This window comes from Paraburkholderia caffeinilytica (assembly GCF_046030355.1).
GTDB classification, from domain to species: Bacteria; Pseudomonadota; Gammaproteobacteria; order Burkholderiales; family Burkholderiaceae; genus Paraburkholderia; species Paraburkholderia caffeinilytica_B.
In genome coordinates, this window is the sequence record NZ_JAQQCQ010000026.1 from 96,956 (window position 1) to 116,667 (window position 19,712).

General features: G+C 62.2%; 16 protein-coding genes. 9 read left to right on the forward strand and 7 right to left on the reverse strand.

What is annotated here, in order from left to right:
* Nucleotides 1-13 precede the first annotated feature (13 nt).
* The 5 genes from PQQ95_RS30455 to PQQ95_RS30475 all read right to left on the reverse strand — a co-directional run bounded on the left by PQQ95_RS30455 (nucleotide 14) and on the right by PQQ95_RS30475 (nucleotide 6,940).
* Nucleotides 14-2,116 carry an FUSC family protein gene (locus PQQ95_RS30455; RefSeq protein WP_408444406.1) on the reverse strand — a complete coding sequence of 701 codons (2,103 nt, stop codon included), beginning with the start codon at nucleotides 2,114-2,116 and terminating at the stop codon, nucleotides 14-16.
* A gap of 6 nt (nucleotides 2,117-2,122) precedes the next feature.
* Complete coding sequence (locus PQQ95_RS30460; RefSeq protein WP_408444409.1) at nucleotides 2,123-2,584, reverse strand: MarR family winged helix-turn-helix transcriptional regulator; 462 nt, start codon at nucleotides 2,582-2,584, stop codon at nucleotides 2,123-2,125.
* Between the two features lie 111 nt (nucleotides 2,585-2,695).
* Nucleotides 2,696-4,354, reverse strand: a complete 1,659-nt coding sequence (locus PQQ95_RS30465) for an ATP-binding protein (RefSeq protein ID WP_408444411.1) — start codon at nucleotides 4,352-4,354, stop codon at nucleotides 2,696-2,698.
* A gap of 4 nt (nucleotides 4,355-4,358) precedes the next feature.
* A complete protein-coding gene (locus PQQ95_RS30470; RefSeq protein ID WP_408444414.1) occupies nucleotides 4,359-5,876 on the reverse strand; it encodes an ATPase domain-containing protein in 1,518 nt (505 codons plus the stop codon).
* A 155-nt stretch (nucleotides 5,877-6,031) separates the two neighbouring features.
* On the reverse strand, nucleotides 6,032-6,940 hold the full coding sequence (locus PQQ95_RS30475) for a LysR family transcriptional regulator (protein WP_408444415.1): 909 nt from the start codon (nucleotides 6,938-6,940) through the stop codon (nucleotides 6,032-6,034).
* A 201-nt stretch (nucleotides 6,941-7,141) separates the two neighbouring features.
* On the opposite strand from PQQ95_RS30475, the gene PQQ95_RS30480 reads away from it, so the two are divergent.
* The 5 genes from PQQ95_RS30480 (at nucleotide 7,142) to PQQ95_RS30500 (ending at nucleotide 12,406) form a co-directional block, all read left to right on the forward strand.
* Nucleotides 7,142-8,197, forward strand: a complete 1,056-nt coding sequence (locus PQQ95_RS30480) for a porin (protein WP_408444418.1) — start codon at nucleotides 7,142-7,144, stop codon at nucleotides 8,195-8,197.
* A gap of 76 nt (nucleotides 8,198-8,273) precedes the next feature.
* The gene (locus PQQ95_RS30485; RefSeq protein ID WP_408444421.1) at nucleotides 8,274-9,350 is read left to right on the forward strand and encodes an alpha/beta hydrolase; all 1,077 of its coding nucleotides are present in this window, start codon (nucleotides 8,274-8,276) and stop codon (nucleotides 9,348-9,350) included.
* Nucleotides 9,347-10,705 carry an MFS transporter gene (locus tag PQQ95_RS30490; RefSeq protein ID WP_408444423.1) on the forward strand — a complete coding sequence of 453 codons (1,359 nt, stop codon included), beginning with the start codon at nucleotides 9,347-9,349 and terminating at the stop codon, nucleotides 10,703-10,705. The genes PQQ95_RS30485 and PQQ95_RS30490 overlap by 4 nt, the downstream gene beginning before the upstream one ends.
* 42 nt (nucleotides 10,706-10,747) lie before the next feature.
* A complete protein-coding gene (locus PQQ95_RS30495; protein ID WP_408444425.1) occupies nucleotides 10,748-11,761 on the forward strand; it encodes an alpha/beta hydrolase in 1,014 nt (337 codons plus the stop codon).
* 204 nt (nucleotides 11,762-11,965) lie between these two features.
* Nucleotides 11,966-12,406 (forward strand): hypothetical protein, encoded by a 441-nt coding sequence (locus tag PQQ95_RS30500; RefSeq protein ID WP_408444427.1) that lies wholly within the window; start codon nucleotides 11,966-11,968, stop codon nucleotides 12,404-12,406.
* Between the two features lie 64 nt (nucleotides 12,407-12,470).
* Here PQQ95_RS30500 and PQQ95_RS30505 read toward each other — a convergent pair whose 3' ends face one another.
* A complete protein-coding gene (locus PQQ95_RS30505) occupies nucleotides 12,471-13,241 on the reverse strand; it encodes a histidine phosphatase family protein (protein ID WP_408444429.1) in 771 nt (256 codons plus the stop codon).
* Nucleotides 13,242-13,483: 242 nt separating this feature from the next.
* On the opposite strand from PQQ95_RS30505, the gene PQQ95_RS30510 reads away from it, so the two are divergent.
* The 4 genes from PQQ95_RS30510 (at nucleotide 13,484) to PQQ95_RS30525 (ending at nucleotide 16,891) form a co-directional block, all read left to right on the forward strand.
* A complete protein-coding gene (locus PQQ95_RS30510; protein WP_408444432.1) occupies nucleotides 13,484-13,705 on the forward strand; it encodes a CbtB domain-containing protein in 222 nt (73 codons plus the stop codon).
* 11 nt (nucleotides 13,706-13,716) lie between these two features.
* Nucleotides 13,717-14,463, forward strand: coding sequence for a CbtA family protein (locus PQQ95_RS30515; protein WP_408444434.1), 747 nt, complete (start codon nucleotides 13,717-13,719; stop codon nucleotides 14,461-14,463).
* A 376-nt stretch (nucleotides 14,464-14,839) separates the two neighbouring features.
* Entirely contained in the window at nucleotides 14,840-16,027 is a 1,188-nt protein-coding gene (locus tag PQQ95_RS30520; protein WP_408444437.1) for an ABC transporter substrate-binding protein, read from the forward strand.
* Nucleotides 16,028-16,075: 48 nt separating this feature from the next.
* Nucleotides 16,076-16,891, forward strand: coding sequence for a VOC family protein (locus tag PQQ95_RS30525; RefSeq protein ID WP_408444440.1), 816 nt, complete (start codon nucleotides 16,076-16,078; stop codon nucleotides 16,889-16,891).
* Between the two features lie 342 nt (nucleotides 16,892-17,233).
* Here the strand turns inward: PQQ95_RS30525 and rpoD are convergent, their stop codons facing one another.
* Nucleotides 17,234-19,231 (reverse strand): RNA polymerase sigma factor RpoD, encoded by a 1,998-nt coding sequence (rpoD, locus tag PQQ95_RS30530; protein WP_408444442.1) that lies wholly within the window; start codon nucleotides 19,229-19,231, stop codon nucleotides 17,234-17,236.
* Nucleotides 19,232-19,712 lie beyond the last annotated feature (481 nt).

A 19,712-nucleotide genomic window follows, 5' to 3' on the forward strand; every position in this document is an offset into this window, starting at 1 on the left:
CGGGACGGGCGCATCAGGCGGCGGCCTCCGGTTCGGGCGGCGTGGGGGTGATTAGCGTGGCCGGAAACAGCGAAAGACGCAAGCCGACCAGCGCGTGCAGCGCCTCGCGCAACCGGCGCGCCGAGGTTTGCGAGGTCGCGCCCGGCGCTTCGGCGTTGGCGAGTCCTTGTGCGGTGACGCGTGCCACGGCGGCATCGATCGAGGACATCAGGCTCTCGGGCACCGGCTGGCGCGCGCTGCGGTCGACGCAGGTGTCGAAGTATTGGCGCACGTCTTCGAGAACATGATCGATCGCGGCCGACGCTTCACCGCCGAGCCGGTGCGTCAGGCGGCGCAGATCGAGCGCGTTGAAGGCCACGCGCAGATCGCGAAAGCTCTCGATCGACGGATGGCGATGGTCGTCCGTGGCGGCCAGCCGCGGGATCAGTTGCATCAGGCGGTCGACCATGCGCGCGGCGAGATTGCGCGGGTCTTCGATTGGACGGGTGGACGCAGTCAGCGCCACGTCGGCCCAGCTCGAGCGCAATAGTCGCGAGGCCGCGAGTTCCGCGCCGAACGGCCGTGTCACGCGGGTCCACAGATACGCGTACAGCAGGCCGGCGAGCCCCGCGAGATTGCTGTTCAGGAAGATCAGGAAGTCAGCCGAGTAGGCATCCTGAATACTAATGAAAGTGGCGGTATTGACGGCCACGAGCACCGTCACCATGTTGAACTGCGGCCGCGGAATCATCGTGCCGACGAGGATGAACGGCGCGGCGAACAGGACGACCAGCATCGGAAAATCATGCACGTGGGGCAGCACGGCGAACAGATAGATGCCGGCGGCCACCACGCTGATCGCCGTCGCAACGAAGAACTTGAACACCAGGGGCGCGGGTTCGTCGAGCGCGGCGAAGAAGCAGCAGGCGACCGCCGCCAGCGTCACCGCACTGGCGCCGTCCGCCCAGCCTGAGCTGATCCACAAACTGCACGCGATAACCACCGCGGCGCCCGCCGAAACCGTTGAAAACAGCATGATGCCGCGGTCGAAGAACCGCTCGGTGCCGCCTAGCCGCCAGTGACGAAAACGCGGCCGCCACGAGCCTTCTTCGCGCGTGATGATGATGCGCAGCGAGCGGCAGTCTTGCCAGAGGTCGATCACCTGTTTCATACGCCACAGCGCGTTCGAAAGCAGCGCGCCGTCCCAGCTCGCCAGCGCGGCCGGCAACGGCTGCATCGCGGCGATGCGCTCGCGCAAAGCGTTGGCTGCCGGGTCGGGGTGATAGCCTCCGCTGGCTGCGGGAAGCGGTGCGTTGAACCACTTGATGACATCGTTGAGTAAGGTTTCGAGACCCTCCGGCCATGTCTGGCGGCCGCTGTTGTAGAGGGCGATCAGCGGATCGGCCAGCGCCGACATCATGGGCAGCAGCAACTGCATGCGCCCGCGCAACTCGTGAGCCCGTGCCAGGATGTCCGGCCGGGTGTGGTCGTAGGCTAGCTGGCTCAGCAGTAACTCCAGCCCGTTGACGGTGGCCGCGATCCGCTGGCGAGCCCCCGAGATTGCCGCGCTCGCAATGCGGCCGGATAGCGTTTCGGTGGCATAGAACGCCGCGTCGCGAAACCACGCGTCGGTTCGCTCGATGATGGTGGGCGCAAGCCGGCTAGGAAACAGCGAACTGCCGACAATACTCGCGCACACGATACCGAGTGTGATCTCCTCGGTGCGGCTGATTGCCAGATCGAACACACCGCCTGGATTGGTCACTGAAGGCAAGGCGATGATCGGCATGGTGTAGGCCGCCAGCATGAACACGTAGCTGCGCGCGGTGCGGTCAGCCACCGCCAGGTACAGCAGCGTGCCGGTCCACAATGCCACGATCACGCTGAACAGATAGGGCGATTCGACGAACGGCGGCACCAGCAGCACCGCGGCCGACGCGCCGAGCGCCGTGCCGAGCGCACGATAAAGCGCCTTGGAACGGGTCGCGCCGACAAACGGATTCGACACGATGTAGACGGTGGCCATCGCCCAATATGGCCGCGGCAACTCGAGCGAGAGGCCGATGTAGAGCGCGATCATCGCCGCGGCAAACGTCTTGACGGAGAACAGCCAGTCGCGGATGGAGGGATAGACCATAAGCCTTTACTCGGAATCCCTGGCATTGGGCGGCGCGGCTGGGCCGGTCGTGAAAGCGGTCAGCACACGCAATGTCGCTTCGAGATCGCTGCGCGAGATACCTTTCAAAGCTTGCGCCCGCAGCGTATTGAGCTCTTCTTCCATTTTAGCCGTGACGGCGCGGCCTTCGTCAGTGAGGACCACCGTCTTGGCGCGCCGGTCTTCAGGATCTTCGTCACGGCGCATCAGGCCGGCCGCGCACAGCTGATCGAGCAGCCGCACGAGCGAGGGCCCTTCAATACCGATGTGGTCGGCCAGCGTCACCTGCCGCACCGCTTCGCCGAGCCGGCTGGCGGTGAGGAGCGGCGTGGCGCACGCTTCGGAGACGTTAAAGGCCGCGAGCACGCCATGGCTCGTGCGCCGCCATTTTCTGGCAGCGACGACCAGGGTGCTGCTAACGGTGCGGCGCAGGGCATCGAGATTCGACATGGCCGATATTGTATGGCCTGGCTATTCGTTAGCAAACTATTGAATTGGGATTTTTACGGAGACTTACGCTGTAGGAGTCTGCAGTCGCAGTGTGACAATTGCGGCTTCTTCTCAGGCAGCGAGGCCGAGCCGGACGGTACGCGCGAGGTCGTCGAGCTGGAAGGGTTTGCGCAAGATCGTGCAGCGTTTGACGGCGAGACCCGAAATATCCACGTCCGCGTACCCGGTCGCGAGGATCACCGGCAGGTCCTCGCGCATCTTGCGCGCGGCGGCGATCACGTCGATGCCGTTCATGCCCGGCATCGCGAAGTCGACCACGAGCAAATCGGGTTTGTCGTCCTGTAAACGGTTCAGGCCGGTCTGGCCGTCCGCGGCTTCGGTGACGGTATAGCCGAGCATTCTTAAACACTCGACCAGCATTGCCCGCACCTCGCTGTCGTCTTCGACCACCAGCACGCGTTTCATGCCAACTGCATTCTGTTCAACGTCGGAGATCGCCTCGGTCTGGGATGCCACACGCTCGCGCAACGGTAGCCAGATCTCCACCGTGGTGCCCGCACCCTCTTCGCTGAACAGGCGTGCGGTGCCGCCGGCTTGCCGCGCGATGCCGTAGACCTGGCTCAAGCCGAGGCCCGTGCCCTTGCCGATCGGCTTGGTTGTAAAGAACGGGTCGAACACGCGTGAGACCACGTCGGGGGGCACCCCCGAGCCGGTGTCGGCGACTTCGAGCACGACATAACGGCCGTCGTCGAGCGTTTCATCGGGGGCGGCGCGCTCCTTCACGTGAATGCTCAACTGGCCGCCATTCGGCATCGCGTCGCGCGCATTGATCGCCAGATTGAGGATGGCCAGTTCGAGCTGATTGGCGTCGGCCTGGGTCCACATCTCTTCGCCATCGAATTCGTTGGTGTAGTGGATGCCCGACCCGAGCGACACGGTGATGATGTCCCGCATGTCTTGCAGCAAGGCCACCACGTCCACCGCCTTCAGATCGAGATTGCTGTTGCGGGAGAAGGTCAGGAGTTGCCCCGTCAGTTTCGCGCCGCGCTCGGTTGCGCGTTTGACGGTGGCGGCCATGGCGCGAATGCGATCGTCGCTGCCGAGCCGCGCGATCAACTCCGAGTTGACCATGATGACGTTCAGCAGATTGTTGAAGTCGTGCGCGATGCCGCCGGTGAGCTGCCCGAGTGCCTCCATCTTCTGCGATTGCACCAGCACGGCCTGCACTTTGGCGCGCTCGTGAATCTCCATCATCAGCCGGTTGTTGGCGGATGCGAGTTCTTGCGTGCGTTCGGCGATGCGGCCTTCCAGCGAATCGTTGAGTTGCACCAGCGCTTCTTGCGCCTTGATCAGTTCGGCCAGATGGCGGCGCGACTCGTACTGTCGCGAGCGCGCCCTGAGCGACGAGCCCACCGCCCGCCGCAGCGTTTCCGAATTTAGCGGACGCTCGAGGACCACCACGTTGCCGAGCCGCTCGAGTATTTCGAGGCTGCGTGCCGAGCGTCGCCCGATACGATTGGCGGCGAGCAGAATGAAAGGAAAGTCGGACCACGCGGGTTGCTGTTCGAGCCAGTCGAACAGGCGCGATGCATGACCGTCCGCGAGGGCTTCTTCGGCGATCAGTGCGCTACCCGCTCCGGCGTCCAGCGCTTCGGTGAGCGCATCGACATCGCGGCACGCAAGGGACAGGCGAGCGTCCTTTTGCAGGACCTCGGCTATCACATCGGCGTCGCGGCCAAACGGCGCCAGGATCAGGACGCGTTGCTGCATGGCCTCACCGTCGGGATGTGTCGATGACACGGTCCTGCTCACCGAGCAAAGCGGTGCTGCCGCGATAGGAAGGCAGGCCGGAGAGCACGCCTTCGAAGTCGCGCAATGCTTCACCCACCTCCACGCCGTCACGGTTGAGCCGGAACTGGCGGATCGAGCGTTCGTGCGCGTTGGCGCGGCTCTTTACGGCGGTCACGGCCGTCAGCACTTCGCCGTGGTGTTCGAAGTAGCGGAACAGCACGACAACGTCGCTAAGATAGCTGATGTCGAGATCGTTCTGCACCTCGCCGATGATGCCGTGCTGGCCGAGCACCAACATCGTGACGATCCCTTGCTGGTTCAGATAGCCGAGCAATTCATGCATTTGCAGCAGCAGATAGCGCTCGCCGGGCATGGCCTGAAGGTAGGCGTTCAGGCTGTCGATCGCGACATATTTGACGCCTTTGTTTTCGACCGAATCGCGTATGTCGCTTGCGAATTCTCCAGGCGAAATTTCTGCTGGATCGATCTGGCGCAGCGTTAGCAGGCCGCTCTCGACGTACGGCGTCAGATACATGCCGAGCGTCGCACAGCGGATCGTCAGTGTGGTGAGCGTTTCGTCGAACACATAGTAGACACAGCGCTCACCCCGTTTGAGCGCCGCGACCAGGCATGACACGACGGTCGTGGTTTTGCCCACGCCGGATGGGCCGATCATCAGCGCGTTAGTACCGGGGATCAGGCCGCCGCCGAGCAGCGCATCGAGGCCGGGCGTGCCGGTGCTGAGCACACCGGTGTCGAATGTCGTGTGATGCTCGGCCGCGACGAGGCGGGGATAGACGCGAATGCCGCCGGTGTCGAGCGTGAAGTCGTGATAGCCCTCGCGGAACTTCATGCCGCGCATCTTGGCGATGCGCATGCGCCGCCGGTTGCCGCCGTAGTCGTGTACGAGATTGTCGAGACTGATCACACCGTGCGCGATGCTGTGCAACTGGACATCGCCGGGGTCAGAGGAATTGTCGTCGAGCAGCAGCACCGTGCATTCGCGGGTAGCGAAAAAGCGCTTGAGCGCGAGAATCTGCCGGCGATAGCGCAACGGGTTCTGCGACAACAGACGCAATTCGGAGAGGCTGTCGAGCACGATGCGCGCGGGTTTGAGTTCGTCGACCTGCTCGATGACGTTGCGCACCGTTTCCCCGAGCTCGACTTCGGCGGGGTGCAGCACCGTTTGCTCGTACCGCGGGTCGAGGCCTTCGTCGGACAGCAGTTCGAGAATCGTGAACCGGCTGAGGTCCCAGCCGTGACTCTCTGCGACCGAGATCAACTCGGTGCGGGTCTCGGACAACGTGATATACAGGCCCACCTGGCCTTGCTCAACGCCCCTAAGTAAGAATTGCAACGCGAGGGTCGTTTTACCTGTGCCGGGCGCGCCTTCGACAAGGTACATGCGATGAGGGGTGAGACCGCCTCCGAGGACGTCGTCGATTCCCTCGATTCCCGAGGAAAGGCGGGCCGGTGAGGCGGTGGCAGGCAGGTTGGGCATAGCGTGGCGTTTGCGTCGATGATGGCTTTGTATTCTTAGCCGGTACGGACGGGCCGCAATTTGTATGCCCATGGTCGTCGAGCTGGGCGCCCATGCATGAAGGGCGCTTTCCTGTATTCCGGTTTTCGTGGCTGTGGCACAAGCGCCCGGTGTACTCAACCGCGAACGCGTTCTTTCACCAGTTCGATAAAACGGGTGGCCGCGCTATTGCGCAATCCCGCAGGGTAAGCAAGATGCAAAGGAGCACTCAACTTCGCGGGGTTCGTCAATGTGCAATAGACGGTCCCTACCTGATCGTAACGTTGCATCGATGCCGGTACGAGCGTTACCCCCAACCCCGCTGCAACCAGATTGATGCCCGACACCATGCGCGGCACCTCGCGCGCGATCCGCGGGACGAATCCGGCTTGTCTGCATGCCGCCAGGATATCTGCGTACATGCCGGGTGCCCCCGGCCGGCGGACCAGAATGAAGTCCTCATGCGCCAGCGCCTTCAACGACACTTGCGGCCGTTTCTTGCCCGCGCCTTTCAGCAACGGATGCCCAACCGGCAACACCACCACCATTGGCTCGTCGAGCAATAGCTCGAACGCCACACCTTCGCGTGCATCGACCGGCTTGCGGAGAAACGCGGCCTGAATCTGGCCCGCGGCCAAACGCTCGATAATCTCCGCCGCGTTGAGTTCGGCAAGCTCCACGGCGACCTCGGGACACACCGCGCGAAAGGCCCGGATCGTCTCCGTCGTGAAAGGATGGAACGCGGCTGAACTGGTGAGGCCAATCGAGATCGTGCCGAGCTCGCCGCGTGCAATCCTGTGTGCCTTATCCACTGACTGCTGCAGGTCCTGCAGCAAGCGTTGCGCGTCTTCCGCGAAGGCCTGCCCTGCGGGCGTCAAGGTCACGCCGCGCGGCATGCGCACAAACAGTTCAAAGCCGATCTCTTCCTCCAGCGTTCGAATCTGCTGCGAAAGCGGTGGCTGTTGCATGGCCAGCCGCTCGGCTGCACGCGTGAACTGGCCTTCCTCAGCAACCGCCAGGAAGTAGCGCAAATGACGAAGTTCCATCGTGTTCTGTCTCCTTGGTCGTGCTTTGCATGCTGTTCATTGCCATATCGTATAGATATGGATAGTGATTAAAACAGGTATTTTACATTTACCACGTCCAATCCTACGATCTCGTCCATCGCATCGACCGAGGCCCGCATTGCCCACGGCAAGCAGGCTCGAGCGCATCGCGACATAAAACAATATCGACAGGAGACGGCAGTGAAAAAGCAATGTGCGGTGGCTGCGTTGGCCGTAGTGAGTTGCACGGGTGCGCATGCTCAGGCATCGGTCACGCTGTACGGATTGATCGACACGAATATCGAATTCCTCAATCACGCGGGCGCCAGCGGTGGTTCGCTGGTCCGCGAAAATTCCGGTGGACTGAGCAATTCACGCTTCGGTTTTCGTGGGACGGAGGACCTTGGTGGCGGCAACAAGGCGTTTTTCGTTCTCGAAGCGGGTTTCAATGGCAACGACGGCACCAACGCAACAGCCGGCGTGCTATTCAACCGTACCGCGGCGGTCGGGGTGTCGAATGAAACATTCGGTGCATTGTCGGCGGGTTTGCAGTACACGGCGATGTACGACACGCTCATCAAGTACGACCCGATGGTGTTCGGCCAGCAATACACGTGGATGCCGACCACCGGCTCCGCGGACGGCTTCTCGTTCAAGGCGCGCGTGAACAACTCGGTCAAGTATGTGGGCCGCTTCGGCGGTTTGACCGCGACGGCGGATTACAGCTTCGGCGGCACGGCGGATTCGTTTCAAAGCAGTGCGGCATACGGCGGCGCGCTCGATTACGACAGCGGCAGCTTCGCCGCGGCAGTGGCTTACGACTACCGCAACGGCGCTATCAATTCGACGGGTATGTGGACCAAGTCGCGTAACTGGAGCGCGTCGGCGCGCGAGCAGATCGGCGACGTCACCCTTATGGGCGGCTACGAGCACTATCTGTACAACCCGACAAAGGGCAAGACGGTATCGTCGGCGTTGTGGTTCGGTGGCGTGTGCTATCTGATCGGGCCGGCGTTTCGCTTGACAGCCGCCGCGTATTACCAGAGCAACAAGGCGGACAACGTATCGAACTCGTTGATGGGCGTGCTCGGGGCGGACTATATTCTCTCGAAGCGAACCGATGTGTATGCAACCGTTGCGTATGCTGCTTCCACGCGCTATGCCAACGGTCAGTACACGCCAGTCGGCTTGACGAGCGACACCGCGTTCGGTCCGAACCAGACCGGCGTGACGCTCGGCATCCGCCATCGGTTCTGAGTTTATGAGCTTTTCAACGACGGATTTGACGATGCGCCGCGTTCAAGACAGTGCACGGTGATCAGGAGCAAGCTGCATGACATTCAATCTTTCACGACGTCTGGCGATGGGCTGCGCGGCAGCCGGTACCGCCATGCTGGCTTTGCTCGCGCAACCGGCGTGCGCGGCGCATCCCTACGAGTCCCATCTGAAACCGGTGGCGACGATTTCGGATACACGATTCGAGATCGATACGCCGCAAGGGCAGGCTGAATTTCCGCTGTATCTGTCGAAGGATTGGAACGTCGCGCAACCGCAGGTGACGCGCGCGGTGATCGTGATTCACGGCAAGTTGCGCAACGCGGACGTGTACTTCCGCACCGCGCAGAACGCCCGCGACGCCGCCCACGCGGATCCCGACAGCACGCTTCTGATCGCGCCGCAATTCCTCGCCACGCTCGACACGCGTCTGCATAACGAACCGCCCGACCTGTTGCGCTGGACCGGCGATGCGTGGATGGGCGGCGAAGCGGCGCGGGCGCCGCTGCCCATCAGTTCGTATGCAGTACTGGACGCGATCGTCACGCGTCTCGCGGATCGCAAGCTGTTTCCGAATCTGCGGCATGTCGTGTTCGCGGGGCATTCGGGTGGCGGACAGGTCGTGCAGCGTTACGCGGTAGCGGCGCATAACACCGACGTGTTGACGCATGAAGGCATCGACGTGCGCTACGTCGTGGCGAGCCCGTCGACGTATGCGTATTTCGATGCGCAACGGCCGAATGCGCAAGGTGTAGCGTCGCCGTTCGATGCCGCGCAATGCGCCGACTTCAATCAATGGAAATACGGCATGGACAATCGGCCGCCGTATCTCGACGACCGCACGCCCGCACAACTCGAAGCGACTTATGTGTCGCGCCGCATTGACTACCTGGTCGGCGGCGCGGACGACGATCCGCAGCAAAGCGCGCTCGATAGAAGCTGTGCCGCCGAAGCGCAAGGTCCGCAGCGTGTTGCGCGTGCGGAGGCATACTACCGGTACATCCAGGCGCGTCATCCGGAAGGGCTGAAGCAAAGTTTTCATATCGTGCCGGGTGTGGGCCACAACGGCGCGCGCATGCTGACGTCGGTCTGCGCATTGTCGGCGATGTTCGACACCCAGGGATGCGAGCCATGAGCGAGGCGAGCTTGAATCAGCGTGACGGTGTGCGATCCACCGCGGAGGTGTCGAACGGCTTGAGCCCGTCGATGGTGCGGCGCGCGATCTTCGCCTCGGTGCTCGGCAACGGGCTCGAGTGGTTCGATTTTCTGATCTACGGCTACTTCGCAAAGATCATCGCGCAGGTGTTCTTTCCCGGCGGCAGTGGCTTCGTGTCGATCATGCTGACGCTCGCCACGTTCGCCGTCGGCTTTATCGTGCGGCCGATCGGCGGCATTCTGTTCGGCATCTACGCGGACCGGGCCGGGCGGCGCAAAGCGCTCTCGCTGCTGATCATTTCGATGGCGGCGAGCACGCTGTTGATGGGGCTTACGCCGGGTTACGCCAGCATCGGCATCGCGGCGCCGTTGCTCGTGGTGCTCGCGCGGCTGTTGCAAGGGCTCTCGGTGGGCGGGCAGTTCGCGACTGCGTCGGCAATGCTGGTCGAGTATGCGCCGCCGAACAGGAAGATGTTCTATGGCAGCTTCAACATGTCGGCGCAGGCTTTTGCATTGCTGCTTTCGTCAGGCGTCGGGTATTTGCTGACCACGCAGCTCACGCATGAGCAACTGGCGGCGTGGGGCTGGCGTCTGCCGTTTCTGTTCGGCGCGCTGGCGGGGCCGTTCGGCTTCTACATCCGGCATCGTGTGGCCGAGTCGCCGGAGTTCGAGCGGTTGCTCGATCAACAGGATAAGCCGCCGCGTGTGACGGTGCGCCAGTTCTTCCGCGATAACGGCGACGCGGCAATCTGCGCGATGGGCGTGATCATCGTCGGTGCGGCGACCAATTATGTGTGGCACTCGTATCTGTCGGTGTATGTCGAGCGGCAATTGCATCTGCCGTTGTCTACCGCGCTGCTCGGCGCGTTCGTGTCGGGCGTGCTGAATCTGTTCCTGTTTCCATTGTCCGGCAAGCTTGCCGATCGTTATGGCGCGTACCGCCTGTTCTATCCGATCGTGATTACGTGGATGGTGTGCGTGTATCCGCTTTATCACTTCGTCGTGACGAATCCGACGCCGGGGCATCTGTTCATCGCGCAAATGGTTGCGACGGTGTTCCTCGCGGCCATGTCCGGTTCGCACCCCGGCATGCTCGCGACGCTGTTTCCGGTGCGCAGCCGTTCGGCTGGCGTGGCGCTGTCGTACAACCTCGCGGTGACACTGTTCGGCGGCATGGCGCCGCTCACCATCACCGGTTTGACGCATCTGACCGGCAGCAGTCTGACGCCGGCGTTCTATCTGATTTTTGCCGGCTGCGTGTCGCTTGTGATGGTGTATTTCACGCGCTCGGGGCGTGAGCAGGGCGGTGTAACGGCGAAGTTCATTACGCGTTAGCCGCCACTCATCAGACTCATTGGATTAACCAGAGCTTATTGCATGACCCAGCCTTTGATCACAGATGACGAACGCGCGCCGAATGAACGTCCGGTTGCTGTCGTCGCCAGCCGGCATTTTAGTGTCGTGACGCAAGCGGGTAGCGGCACCTTGCCGGTGTTCGCGAACGGCGACTGGCTTGCGCCGACGCGTGACGTCAAGCGCGCGGTGATTCTGATTCACGGACGTCTGCGCAACGCGGACGCGTATTTCAATCTGGCGGAGCGCGCGTGCGCACTTGCCGGGGGCGATGCGGCCGATATGTTGCTGATCGTGCCGCAGTTTCTCGCGAGTGCCGACGTGAGCGCGCATGCGTTGCCGTCAACTACGCTGCATTGGGAGTGGACTAGCTGGATGGGCGGCGATAACGCCGAAGGTCCGGCGCCGCTCAGTTCGTTCGATGTGCTCGACGCCATCCTGCAGACGCTGGCGTCGCGCGAGCAGTTTGCCGCGCTGACCGAGGTGGTGATCGCGGGGCATTCGGGCGGTGGCCAGGTGGTGCAGCGTTATGCCGTGGTGACGCGGGGTGAGGCGCCGCTCGTCGCGCGTGGGATTGCACTGCGCTATGTGGTCGCGAACCCTTCGTCGTACGTGTACTTCGATGCGATGCGGCCGACCGCGTCCGGTGAATTCGCCGCGTTCGATGCGACGGCGTGTCCGTCGTTCAATCGCTGGAAATATGGGCTCGAGGATTTGCCGGCTTATGCTTCGGGTGGTGGGAGGACTGCTTCCGCTGATGCGTTTGAATCGTGCTATGCGCATCGTGACGTCACTGTGCTGCTCGGCGGCGCGGATTGCGATCCGCAGCATCCGGCTCTCGACCGTTCATGTGCTGCGCAGACTCAAGGCGAACATCGGCTGGCGCGTGGACTGGCTTACTCGCGCTATATGGCTGCGCGGCATCCGGAAGGGGGAGCCAGGCATCGTACGTTTGTGATCGACGGCGTTGGGCATGATGCCAAGGGGATTTTTGCATCGGTGCATGGGTTGGCGGCGTTGTTTGGGGATGCTTCCTGACGCTTGCGGTGCGCTTCGAGGTTCACTGCGAGACACGCGCCGACACGCGCCGACACGCGCCGACACGCGCCGACACGCGCCGACACGCGCCGACACGCGCCGACACGCGCCGACACGCGCCGACACGCGCCGACACGCGCCGACACGCCGTGGGCACGAACCGTGCTGCAACCATAAGGCCACCTTTCGAAGGACTGTGTCGACATGAACAAGACCCGAATCCTCGCGGCCGCAATGGCCGCTGTATCGCTCAGCACCTTGTTGCCATGCAGCGCGAGCGCCGACGATGCACCCAGTCCGTGTTCATCGCTCAAGCGCATCGTCGCGGCGGCGCCGGACGGCCTGGCTTCGCTGACACCGGACGACGGCAAGGGCGTCGCGCAACCCTACGGCGACGACGCGCAGTGTTCCGCAAGCCGTGGAAGTTACCAATGCATGTGGACGCCGCACCACGACGCCGGTTCGAGCGCGGACGCGCTGCAGGGTGTCGCGGCCGACATCGCCTCGTGTCTGCCCGACGCCACGCATGACCAGAATTCACCGGGACGTCAGCATTTTTATCTAGGCACGCGTGCCAAACGGACCGATATCACGTTGACGCGGGCTGATTCGAACAAGTTGAGGTTGGTTGTATCGGGCAAGTGAGCGGGCATATGCGTGTCGGTCGGAATGCCCGCGCGCGGCAGATGTGGTGGTCGCGGTTACGCGATTATTGTGACGCCGGCCACCAGGTCCAGCCGCGCCGCGAGTGTCGCAACTCGATCATCGAAAGCGGCGCGATCTCGATGCGCGGAAACACGGCCGGCGATGCGCCGAGCGTATGAACAATTGCCGCCCTGATAACCTGCGCGTGCGTGATAGCCACGACATTTCGCGCATTGCGCGATAGGCGGCCATTTTTTTCGCCTGCTACACGGGCTTTTGATTCGTTGGTTCCGTTGCTTGACGCGCCATGGTCTGTTGCGCCACCGGCCACGCTGTCGCTCAGGGCGCGGCTTGCTGAATCGCTCATGCCTTCGCTTAACACGTCGCCCATCAGGTCGGCGCTTCTTTCGCTCAGCGTATTGTCTAACGCATCGAGCCACTGTCCCACGCGTTTCACAAGTTGGCTGAATGACTCGCCGCCGTGAGCGGCCGCGTCGGGATTCTGCGTCCAGGCGGCGAGATCCTCCGACGCTTCGACAGCGAGATCGGCAAGGCGGCGACCATGCCACAGGCCGTAGTCCATATCCGCCAGTCCCGCGTCGACCGAGACGCGCTGGCCCAAGGCCGCGTCTTCGAGACCTAGGGCTGTCGCCGTATCGCGCGCGCAAACGGCCGGGCTGACGAAAACCGCTGCTGCGTCCGGAATCGACAGACGTGCACGCGTGACGGCTGCTTCGGTGAGGCCACGTGTATCGAGCGGATCGTCGGCGGGGAAGCGGCCCGCGCGCATCGCCGCAGTCGATGCGTGGCTGATCAGTAACAGCCGTGTGTCCATTCAGTTCGTTTCCATAGAGGTCAGTCTGGAGCGGGACGCAGGTGATGCATGTCCCACGTTGCCGGGAGGCAAAGTTTAGCGCGTAGAATAGCGTCACTGCGAAGCACGGAAGCCGGTGAGAGCCCGGCGCGGTCGCGCCACTGTAATCGGCATTGACGTACGAGCCGAAAGCCAGACCTGAGCTTCGCACTATCCCTCTTCAATCGACTATCGGGGCGCGTTACCCCCAGGAGATGTCCATTATGACCCACGTTGTTTTCGATTCTGCGACACAGCCCGTCGCCCAACCCACGCCGATTCCACTGCGCGAATTGTTGCCTTGGGTCGTGTTCGGCGGCTTGTTGCTGTTGCTCGCCATTTATTTCGTTGGTGCGGAAGAAGGTGCCACCTCGCTGGTGCCTGGCATGTACGTACACGAATTCGTGCACGACGGCCGCCATCTGCTCGGCTTTCCCTGCCACTAACGGAGTCGAACATGGTCGGTAAATTGTTAGTACGCGGGATGCTTGCAGGCATCGCCGCGGGATTGCTCACGTTCGGCTTCGCCAGACTGGTGGGCGAACCGCAGGTCGATCAGGCGATTTCCTTCGAGGAAAAGGCCGACGCAGCCAAAGGCGAAGCGCCCGAACCCGAACTGGTGAGCCGCGGCACCCAGGCGGGCCTGGGATTATTGACGGGCGTGGTGACGTACGGCGCTGCGTTCGGTGGACTGTTTTCGCTGGTGTTCGCGTATGCGTATGGCCGCGTCGGCGCGTTGAGCGCGCGTGCGTTGTCCGCATGGCTGGCGCTTGGGGCGTTTATCACGCTGGTGATCGTCCCGAACATCAAGTACCCGGCGAATCCGCCCTCGGTGGGCGATCCCGAGACCATCGGGATGCGAACCGGTTTGTTCTTTCTGATGATTGCGATCTCGCTGGCCGCAATGGTGTTTTCGCTGAAGGTTCGACGGCGCGCGGCGTTGAAGCTGGGCGCCTGGAACGGCTCGATTGTGGCGGGGCTGGTGTTCGTCGTGATCATTGCTGCCGTGCAGTTGTCGATGCCGACGATCAACGAAGTGCCGGCGGCTTTCCCGGCGGTGCTGTTGTGGAAGTTCCGCGTCGCGGCAATCGGCATGCAGGTGATTATGTGGACGACCGTAGGGTTGCTGTTCGGCGCCCTCGTTGAGCGAAGCAAACTGCTGGCTCCCGCGAGCCACAGCGCCGCGAAGTCCGCTTACCTTTGATGTGAAGGGTGTGGCCGCGAATGCGGTCACGCCGACGTGCAGCGCGAGAGAAACCCAATACATCAAGTACTTGGCGCGTTTGCCAGAATGTTATCCACAGCCTTGCAAACAAATTCTGTGGATAAACCGCGCTACCGTAACGCGCCGGTCCTCGCGACCCACGTAGGCAATCGTCACTGCGTCTACCCGCACCGCAAGCAACAAGCCGATCTGCGTCAAGCACTTAGGTGCGTAGCCCCGTAGTTATCAACAGCCCTATGAACATTTTCTGTGGACAAGTTCCATAGCCGCATAACGTTATGCGAATCGCTTGGTTGCCCGAAGCCGGGGCAAATCCGACACTCACTCCCATCTCAAGCAAACCGAGCCTGGAGCCATGTCGAACACATCAAGCCCGCGCCCATCATGGGCCACTCGCATCACGGCACTTCTGCTGCTGGCCGCAACGTCAATAACGGCGACAACGACGGCCCTGGCCGCCTCACCTTCGGGTGATCCGATCCTGATAGGCGTCAGCGGCCCACTGACCGGCCAGAACGCTCAGTACGGCGCGCAATGGAAAGCCGGCTTTGATCTTGCCCTGGATGAGATCAACAGCCACAACGGCATCAACGGCCGCCCGCTGAACTACGTCTTCGAGGACAGCCAGAGCGACCCACGCCAATCCATCACGATCGCGCAGAAATTCGTCAACGACCCGCGCATCCTGATCGAACTCGGTGACTTCTCCAGCCCGGCTTCGATGGCCGCGTCACCGATTTATCAGCATGCCGGCCTCGTGCAGCTCGGCTTCACCAACTCGCATCCTGACTTCACCAAAGGGGGCGACTATATCTGGAGTCCGTCGGTGAGTCAGGCCGATGCGCAGCCGCTGCTCGCCGATCTCGCCGTGAAAACGCTCGGTCTCAAACGCATCGCCGTGCTCTATCTGAACACCGACTGGGGACGCACCAGCAAGGACGTCTTCGTCAAAGCCGCCAATGAGCGCGGCGCGCAAGTCGTTGCGGCCGAAGGCTATCAGTCGGCCGAGAAAGATTTTCGTGCGACGCTGGTGCGGGTGAGCGCTGCGAACCCGGATGGCATCGTATTGATCTCGTACTATTCCGATGGCGCGCAGATCGCCCGCCAGGCGCGCACGAACGGCATCAACCTGCCGATTGCCGCAGCCAGTTCCGTGTATTCGCCGAAATTCCTTGAACTCGGCGGCGAGGCCGTCAATGGCGTGGCGACGAACACCAGCTTCTTCCCTGGTGAACCCGGGCCGGAAGTGCAAAGCTTCGTTAAACGCTTCGAGGCGAAATACCATCGCGAGCCGGACGCGTTCAACGCCTATGCGTACGACGCGGTCATCATTGCCGCCTATGCGCTGCGCGCCGGCGGTCCCGATCGCAAGGCCGTGCGCGATGCGCTGCCGAAGCTGCACGACATTCCGAGCGTCGTATTCGGTAAAGCCAATTTCGATCCGGCGACGCGTCGCGTGATCGGCGTGAAGAACATCAACGTGGTGGTGAAGAACGACAAGTGGGTGTTGCTTGAGAACAAGACGGCGGTTGCGCAGAAGTAGGAATTCAATCGTTCGTCTAACTATCCGGTCATTCACGACAATTTCGCTATGAGCCTGTTACTCGATCACATCGTAATTCGCGTCCACGACCTGACGCGGACCATTGAAGATTTCACGGCGCTTGGTTTCACCGTGCAACAAGGCGGCACCCATGCCGATGGCGTGACGCACAACGCGTTGATCGGTTTCGCCGACGGCAGTTACATCGAGCTGATCGCTTTTTTGCAGGCAGCGCCGCAGCGTCGCTGGTGGAACGTGGGGCAGCGTCACGGCGATGGCTTTGTCGATTACGCGTTGCTGCCGTCGAGCGTGGGGGCCGTGATCGACGCCGCGCATGGGCGCGGCTTGCAATACGACGGTCCGCAGGCGGGTGGGCGCGTGCGTCCGGACGGCGCACGGCTCGAGTGGCAGACCGGCCGCCCGCAAACCAGCGACTTGCCATTCCTGTGCGGGGATATCACGCCGCGTCATCTGCGTGTGGCGGAAGGCGTAGTGCGTGACCATGCGAACGGTGTGCGAGGGGTGGCGAGTTTGACGGTCGCTGTCGATGATCTGAAGGCGAGCCTGCAGCGGTATCGGGCGTTGCTCGGTGTGAGTGAGCAGGAGACGCGGGTGGTGGCTTTGCCGGGGCTGGGAGCGGTGTCGGCAACGGTGTGGGTTGGCGATACGCCTATCGTGTTGCTGAGTCCCGTGAATGTCGATGCTTCGCGCGTCACCACCGAAGGTGCGGCGTTGCGCCGGCAACTCGTCACGCGTGGGGAAGGGGTGTTCGGTGTCGCTTTGCGCGCTGATGGTAACGCGGAGCCGCGGGTGCTCGACCGTGATCGCACGCATGGCGCGTGGTTCGAGATCGCTGCAGGGTAAAGGGAATCGCCTTTCAGTGCGCAGCGCTTAGGAAGCTAAGTGGATCAAGCAGTTGGCGTTGTTGTGGGGGTGTTATCCACAGGCTTCTGAACATTTTCTGTGGACAAATCGAACTAAGGAATCCGTTCTATAGAGCTGCGTATTGCGCAACCGTATACGTTTTGGGGAAGACGACGCATGTCTTGAGCGAAATGTGAAGCGCGCAATGCGTTCTGCACGGCAGGACGTTGGCTGGCAGCGGGAATCACCGTAGGCGGGATCATCTCGTTGCTTGCTTGAGGGGCGGGGAGGGAGAGGCGCTTGCCGTGCATGACGCACGACAAGCGCAACGACCGGCTTGGCTTAGCGGTCGAGGAACGACTTCAGGCGATCTGCGCGGCTCGGATGCATCAGCTTACGCATGGCCTTGCTTTCGATTTGACGAATCCGCTCACGCGTGACGTCGAATTGCTTGCCGACTTCTTCGAGCGTATGGTCCGACTTCGTGTTGATGCCGTAACGCATGCGCAGCACCTTCGCTTCGCGCGGCGACAGCGAGTCGAGCGCGTCGTCGATGGCGGCGCGCAAGTCGGCCTGCATCGCTGCGTCGGCCGGCGAGGAAGCGGCCGAATCTTCGATCATGTCGCCGAGCGTGGCGTCGCCGTCGTCGCCGACCGGCGTTTCCATCGACACCGGCTGCTTGGCGATCTTCAGAATGCCGCGCACCTTCTCTTCCGACAGTTCCATACGCTCTGCCAGTACCGACGGATGGGCTTCCTGACCGGTTTGCTGCAGGATCTCGCGTGAAATGCGGTTGAGCTTGTTGATCGTTTCGATCATGTGCACCGGCACGCGAATCGTGCGCGCCTGATCGGCGAGCGAACGCGTCACAGCCTGACGAACCCACCAGGTTGCGTACGTCGAAAACTTCCAGCCGCGGCGGTATTCGAATTTGTCCACGGCCTTCATCAAACCGATGTTGCCTTCCTGGATCAGGTCGAGGAACAGCATGCCGCGGTTGACGTACTTCTTCGCGATCGAGATCACGAGACGCAGATTCGCCTCGATCATTTCGCTCTTGGCCTTGCGCATCTTCGACTCGGCCGCGACCATCTGACGATTGATCTCTTTCAGATGCTTGAGCGGCAGCGAAACGGTTGCCTCGATGTCGATCAGCTTCTGCTGTTCCGACTGGATTGCCGGCAGATGGCGCTCCAGCGCTGCACCAAACGACGACGAGCCGCGCGCGGCGCGCTCCGTCCAGCCGAGGTCGGCTTCGTGACCCTTGAACGATTCGATGAACTGCTCGCGCGGCATACCGCTCTTCGTCACGACGATTTGCAGAATGTTGCGCTCGATCGCACGAACTTGCGCGACCTGGTGTTGCACGTCGCCGCACAGGCGGTCGATGGTGCGTGCCGTGAAGCGGATCTTGGCGAGGTGCTGCTGGATCTCTTCGCGGGCGCGCAGGTAAGCCTTGGAGCTGACGTCGCCGCGCGTGTGCGAGGCGTTCTGCTGGTCGGACAGAATGCCGACTTGCGCGAAGATTTCCAGGCAATCGCTGGTGAGTTGCTTCAGGCGCGCTTCGTCCGCGGCCGAGGAGTCGGCCGGGCCGCTATCGTCGTCGTCTTCGCTATCGCTGTCGTCATCGTCGGTCGCGTCGGCGTCGACGTCCGCTGCGGCGTCCGCGCTGGCGTCTTCCGCTGCAACCGTGTCTTCGTTCAGACCGTCGACCAGTTCGTCGATGCGCAGTTCGCCGTCCGCGACCTGTTGGGCGCTGGCCAGAATGGCGGAGATCGCGAGCGGGCAGGCGGCAATTGCCTGCACCATTTCGTGAAGACCGTCTTCAATGCGCTTCGCAATCGCGATTTCGCCGGCGCGGGTCAGCAGCTCGGTTGCGCCCATTTCGCGCATGTACATGCGCACGGGGTCGGTCGTACGGCCGAACTCGGAGTCGACGGTCGACAACGCGACTTCGGTTTCCTCGTCTGCCTGATCGTCCGACACCACGGCGGGGGCGTTCGAGTTGAGCAGCAGGGTTTCTGCATCCGGAGCCTGCTCGTAGACCTGCACGCCCATGTCGTTGAAGGCGCTGACGATGCTGTCGATCGCCGCCGTCTGCGCGAAGTTGTCGGGCAGGTGGTCGTTGATCTGCGCGTGGGTCAGGTAGCCTTGCTCCTTGCCCAGCTGGATCAGCGCGCGCATCTGGCGCTGGCGTTCTTCGGCCTGTTGCGGCGGCAGTTCAGCCGCTACGGGGATCGCTTTGCCTGCGCCTTTGCCCTTGGCTGTACGGCCAGCGGGCGCCTTGGCGGTGTATCCGGCAGTTTCGTGTTGCGAATCTTCGCGATCAAAAGGGTTCACGTATTCTCCTCTAGAGGCTTCGCTATGAGACGCAAGACGCTACCGTCAGGCGTTTCGAGCATGGCTCAACATCACCTGAGTGACTCAACGCGGTTGTTTGGCTGTGCTCTGGGGAGCAAAAAAGATGAGCCCGCGCGAAGCGGGCCGATAGAAATGTGCGAAATTCGCGCGGCTCGCATTATATACGAGCTTGCGCCTTCGCGCGCATTTTGTGAGCACATCATTTCGTCACATGCTCTTGCCGCAGGTCCCTTCACCGCCTGTCATCCTTAGCTTCATCTGGGGGCGGAAGGCAGTACTTCAACTGCTCGTCGCGCGCGTATGCAGGCTCTTCACTATAGGCTATGTCGGCTGCTCCCGCACGACCGGATGACTTTCCGTCGATCATGCTACATATAGTGGGGTGCATGTTTCGGCGCCAAATCGCACTTGGTCAAAAGAAAATTCACAAAAGGGGGTTGACGACCTGTCGGTCGTTCTC